Consider the following 5432-nt stretch of genomic DNA (forward strand, 5'->3'; position numbering starts at 1 on the left):
GTCCTGTTCAGGGGATGTCGACCATCTGCATGCGGCGGGTCAGCACGCCGACCCGCGAGTTCAGATAGTTGGAGTTGCGGTTGCGATCGTAGAAGCGCGGGGTGGGGAGCATGGCGGCCAGGCGGGCCGACTGGCTGGCGCCCAGGCCGGCGGCCGAGGCGTTGAAATAGTGCTTCGCGGCCGCTTCGGCGCCGAACACGCCCACGCCCCATTCGGCCACGTTCAGATACAACTCCAGGATCCGTTCCTTGCTCATGACGTGTTCGATCATGTAGGTCAGGACCAGTTCCTGGCCCTTGCGCACATAGCTGCGCGAACTCGACAGGAACAGGTTCTTGGCCAGCTGCTGGGTGATGGTGGAGCCGCCGCGCATCTTGCTGCGCCCGGCCTCCTCCTGCTTCTGGTTGTATTCCCAGGCCTTGCGGATAGCCTCCCATTCCACGCCGTCATGCTCGGTGAAATTCGAGTCCTCGGCCGCCACGACCGCCCGCTTCAGGGAGTTGCTGATCTTGTCGTAGGGCACCCATTCATGCTGCAGGCGGAAGTCGGCGTGGCCTTCGCTGAGCCGCGCGTACTCCTCGCGCATCACCGCGCTGGTGCCGGGGTTCTGGTACTTGTACCAGACCACCAGGCCGAACAGCCAGAACTGGTACAGCAGCACGGCGCAGACCAGCGCCATCATCACGCCGGTGATGATCCGGAACCAGGACCTGCGGCCCTTGCCGGCGCGGCCCGCCATGCCTTCAGCGTCCCGCCGCCAGATCGGCGCGCAGCGCCGCCAGCACGGGCTCGGGATCGGGCCGCAGGCCGTGCCAGATATGGAAGCTCTCGGCCGCCTGGCCCACCAGCATGCCCAGGCCGTCCGCCGTGCGCGCGGCGCCGTCGGCCCCGGCCTGTTTCATGAAGGCGGTGGGGGCGGCGCCGTACATCATGTCGTAGGCCAGCGCGCCGGGGGCATACAGGCCGCCGGGCAGGTCGGGGGCGGCATCGGCCAGCCCGCTGGCGGTGGCGTTGACGACCGCGTCCCAGCCGCCGGGCGTTGCCGCCTCGGCGAGCGTGCCGGCCGTGACCTGGATCGGCAGGCCGGCGCCGCTGGCGCGCCATGCCTCGGCCAGTTCGAGTGCGCGGGCGGCGGTGCGGTTGACGATATGGATGCGGGCGCAGCCGGCCTGCGCCAGCGGCTGCAGCACGCCGCGGGCGGCGCCGCCGGCGCCGACCAGCAGCACGCGGGCGCCGTCCAGGCGCAGGCCCAGGCGCAGCAGGTCCGACACCAGGCCCACGCCGTCGGTGTTGCAGCCGTGCCAGGCGCCGTTGCGCCAGGACAGCGTGTTGACGGCGCCTGCCAGCCTGGCGCGGTCGGACAGGTTGCCGGCCGCCAGCGCGTAGGCCTCCTGCTTGAAGGGCACCGTCACGTTCAGTCCCAGCCCGCCCTCGGCGACGAAGGCCGCCGTCGTCGCCACGAAAGCGTCCAGCGGAGCCAGCAGCCGGTCATAGCGCAGCGCCCGGCCGGTCTGGCGGGCGAACATGGCATGGATCTGCGGGGAGCGGCTGTGGGCGATCGGGTTGCCGATCACGGCGTAGCGGGCCTCGGTCATGGGGCTTGGGTTTCCAGGGTGTCGTTGACGAAGTGCCAGCTGCGGGTGATGACCAGCACGTCGGTGTCGCGCGCGATCTCGGGCGGGAAGGGCGGGAACGGCGCGGCCAGCTGCACGATGCGCCGCGCGGCCTGGTTCAGCACCGCGTGCGGGGACGGCTCGTCGATCTCGACGTTGGCGATGCTGCCGTCGGCGCGGATCGACACGGTCAGGCGCAGCGAGCCGTAGATGCGGCCGCGCGCCTCGTCCGGGTAGTGCTGCGTGCCCACGGATTCCACCCGGGTGCGCCAGGCGTCCAGGTAGGCGGCGTAGCGCGAGGCTTCGGCCGACGGCGCCACGAATTGCTTGCGCGGTTCCGCGCTGTACTGCTGCACGCGCGCGGCCAGGGCCGCCACCTGGGAATTCTGGATCACGCTGGCCTGCTCTTCGGCGTCACGGCCATGGTCGGCGCCGTCCGGCCAGGGATTGACGGCCTGGCGCTCGGCGCCGGCCTTGTCGCGGGCCTGCAGCTGGGTCATCAGGCGGGTCTGCTCGGCCTCCAGCTGGACCTGGCGCTTGCGCATGGCTTCCAGCACGATGGTCTCGGCCGAGGCGCCGGTCTGGGGCAGCGGGGTGGTGGCCAGGCCGCGTTCGGCGTTGCCGCCGCCGCTCATCTGGTTCTGGGCCTGGGCGCGCGGGGCGTCGGGCGGGGTCTCGCTGCGGGCGTTCAGCAGCAGCACTTCCAGGCTGGGAGAGGCGGGCTTGCTCAGGGCGGGCGCGCCAAAGCGCCACGCCAGCGCGCCGGCGTGCACCAACAGCGAGATCGCCAGGCCGATGCGCAGGTAGTGCTGGGCGGGCGCGCCCAGCCACCGCAGGTAACGGCTCGGCGGGGAGGGGGAATCAGCAAGGCTTTGCACGCAGGCATTGTAAGCCCGGCGCAGCTTGCAGACGTGTGTCAGGGACGGGCGCCGCCGCGGGCGGCGGCGCCTGCCGGAACGGATCGATTACTGATTGGGGAACACCCACACATGCCGGGCCGGCAGGGCCAGGCGGCAGGCTCCGGGTTCGCGGCCCTCGGCGCCGTAGGCGCGCAGCGCCAGGGCGGCCGGGTCGGCCTGGGAACCGCGGAACACGTACTCCCAGCGGTCGCCCAGGTACATGCTGGTCACCAGCGGCAGCTCCAGGTGGTTGCCGTCGGGATCGTCCGCCAGGCGCACCTGTTCCACCCGGATCACGGCCGTGGCATCCTGGCCGGCGGCCAGTCCGGGCGCGGCCTTGCCCCACAGCGCCCAGCCGGCGCCCTCGATGCGGGCCTGGCCGTCGCGCAGTTCGGCCACCTTGCCGCTCAGGCGGTTGTTGCTGCCCATGAACTCGGCGGTGAACAGCGTGTTGGGCGAGCCATACATTTCCTGGGGCGTGCCCTGCTGCTCGATCTTGCCGTTGTTCAGCAGCAGGATGCGGTCGGAGATGGCCATGGCCTCGCTCTGGTCGTGCGTGACCATCAGCGCCGACAGGCCCAGGCGCACGATCAGCTCGCGCAGGAAGGCGCGGGCCTCTTCGCGCAGCTTGGCGTCCAGGTTGGACAGCGGCTCGTCCAGCAGGATCACGGGCGGGCTGTACACCAGCGCGCGGCCGATGGCCACGCGCTGCTGCTGGCCGCCGGACAGCTGGTGCGGATGGCGCTGGCCGAGCTTGCCCAGGCCGAGCTGGTCCAGCACGGCCTGCACGCGTTCGCGCACCTCGGCTTGCGGCGTCTTGCGCAGCTTGAGCGGGTAGGCGACGTTGTCGAACACGGTCTTGTGCGGCCACAGCGCATAGGACTGGAACACCAGGCCCAGGTTGCGTTCCTCGGCCGGGATCTCGCTGCGCGCGGCGCCGTCGTAGACCACGCGTTCGCCGATGGTGATGCGGCCGCGCTTGGGGCCTTCCAGGCCGGCGACGGCGCGCAGCAGCGTGGTCTTGCCGCTGCCGGACGGGCCCAGCAGGGATACCACTTCGCCCTGGCGCAATTGCATCGACACGCCCTTGAGCACCGGGTTGTCGCCGTAGTCCAGGTGCAGGTCTTCAACAGAAAGCTCAATCATGAAGTTTGACTCCGAATCGCAGGGCGATGCCCAGGCCGATGACGACCAGAACGATATTGATGAAGGAAAGCGCGGCCACGATGTCGATGGCGCCGGAGGCCCACAAGGACACCAGCATGGAGCCGATGGTCTCGGTGCCGGGCGACAGCAGGTAGACGCCGGTGGAGTATTCGCGCTCGAAGATCAGGAACATCAGCAGCCAGGAGCCGATCAGGCCGTACTTGGCCAGCGGCACCGTCACGTGGCGGGTGACCTGGCCGCGGCGCGCGCCGGCGCTGCGGGCGGCCTCTTCCAGCTCGGGGCCCACCTGCAGCAGCGTCGACGAGATCAGGCGCAGGCCATAGGCCATCCAGACCACGGTGTAGGCCAGCCACACGCTGAAGATGGTGCTGCGCATGGAGCGCAGCCATTCGATGAAGTTCTCGCGCAGCCATTCGGCGAAGGGCAGGCCCGACAGCCAGCCGCCCAGGTCGGCGTCCAGCGCGTTGTCCAGCCACATCGGCACGAACAGGAACACCCACAGGAAGGCCAGGCCGGCCAGCAGGCCGGGCACCGCGCGCGGCACCAGCACGCTGTAGTCCATGAAGCGCGTGACGTTGTCCGGCTTGCGGTGCATCGCCAGGCCCACGAAGGTGTAGCAGAACACGGCCAGCGCGCCGCCGAACACGCCGATGGCGACCGAGTTGACGATGGCGCGCATCAGGTTGGGCTGCGAGAGCACGGTGCGGAACGCGTCCAGCGACAGCACGTCCAGCAGCGACACGCCCATGCCCCAGTTCGACACGAAGGCGCGCAGCAGCACGCCCAGCAGCGGCACCACGATGGTGACCAGCAGCCAGAACGCGACGACCGCGCCCGCCACCCAGCGCCACTTGCCCAGCGGCAGCGGGCGCGCGCGCGAGGCCTTGCCCTTGACGGTGACGAAGCGGTTGGCGGTGCGCATCAGGCGACGCTGCAGCATCACCAGCGGAATGGTCATGCAGATCAGCACCACGGCCACGGCCGCCATCAGGTGGTAGGACGGGATGCCGAGCTTGTTGGTCAGCTTGTACAGATAGGTCGCCAGCACCAGGTTGCCTTCGGGGTCGCCCAGCACCAGCACCAGGCCGAACACCTCCAGGCCCAGGAAGAACAGCAGCACCGTGGCGTACAGCATGGCCGGCCGCACCATCGGCAGGCTGACCGAGACCATCACGCGCAGCGGCGAGGCGCCGGCCACGCGCGCGGCTTCCTCGACGTCCGAGCCCATGCTGCGCAGCGCCGACGAGATGTACAGGTAGGCGTGCGGCACGTGGGTCAGGCCGGCGATGATGACGATGCTGGTGAGCGAATAGACGTTCCAGGGCACGAAGCCCAGCAGGCTCTGCGCCCAGGTCGAGAAGAAGCCGACCGGGCCGGCGGCCACCACGTAGCCGAAGCCCAGCACCATGGGCGACACGAAGATCGGCACCAGGATCAGCGGCTCGATCCAGCGGCGACCCGGCAGGTCGGTGCGGATCATCAGGAAGGCCAGCATGCCGCCCAGCGGAATGGCGATGGCGGCCAGGCCGAAGGCCAGGATGAAGCCGCTCTTGAGCGCCTTGTAGAAATCGGAATCCGCGAAGATGAAGCGGAACGCGTCCAGGCTGAAGACCTTGGACGGCGAGAAGAAGGGCGCGGACAGAAAGCTCTGGATGATGATGAACGACAGCGGCACGTAGATGGCCAGGGCCGTGATCAGCACCACCACGCCGCGCGGCAGGGACTGCCATTTTCTGCGCAATGACTGCATGGG

Annotated in this window: 5 protein-coding genes; all 5 read right to left on the minus strand. The window is 69.7% G+C overall.

Annotation, left to right across the window (positions count from 1 at the left end; all coding sequences use genetic code 11):
• Positions 1 to 7: 7 nt before the first annotated feature.
• The 5 genes from mtgA to KDH83_RS29180 all read right to left on the minus strand — a co-directional run bounded on the left by mtgA (position 8) and on the right by KDH83_RS29180 (position 5429).
• Entirely contained in the window at positions 8 to 739 is a 732-nt protein-coding gene (gene mtgA, locus KDH83_RS29160; RefSeq protein WP_212322225.1) for a monofunctional biosynthetic peptidoglycan transglycosylase, read from the minus strand.
• 4 nt (positions 740 to 743) lie between these two features.
• Positions 744 to 1595: a shikimate dehydrogenase gene (aroE, locus tag KDH83_RS29165; protein ID WP_212322226.1), complete on the minus strand. Its 852-nt coding sequence runs from the start codon at positions 1593 to 1595 to the stop codon at positions 744 to 746.
• Positions 1592 to 2491, minus strand: coding sequence for a TonB family protein (locus tag KDH83_RS29170; protein ID WP_212322228.1), 900 nt, complete (start codon positions 2489 to 2491; stop codon positions 1592 to 1594). Before KDH83_RS29170 ends, aroE begins: the two co-directional genes overlap by 4 nt.
• A gap of 87 nt (positions 2492 to 2578) precedes the next feature.
• Entirely contained in the window at positions 2579 to 3658 is a 1080-nt protein-coding gene (locus KDH83_RS29175; protein WP_212322230.1) for an ABC transporter ATP-binding protein, read from the minus strand.
• A complete protein-coding gene (locus KDH83_RS29180; RefSeq protein ID WP_212322232.1) occupies positions 3651 to 5429 on the minus strand; it encodes an iron ABC transporter permease in 1779 nt (592 codons plus the stop codon). Before KDH83_RS29180 ends, KDH83_RS29175 begins: the two co-directional genes overlap by 8 nt.
• Between the last annotated feature and the right edge of the window lie 3 nt (positions 5430 to 5432).

Origin of the sequence: Achromobacter sp. Marseille-Q0513, assembly GCF_018195695.1 — a bacterium.
GTDB lineage: Bacteria > Pseudomonadota > Gammaproteobacteria > Burkholderiales > Burkholderiaceae_B > Achromobacter.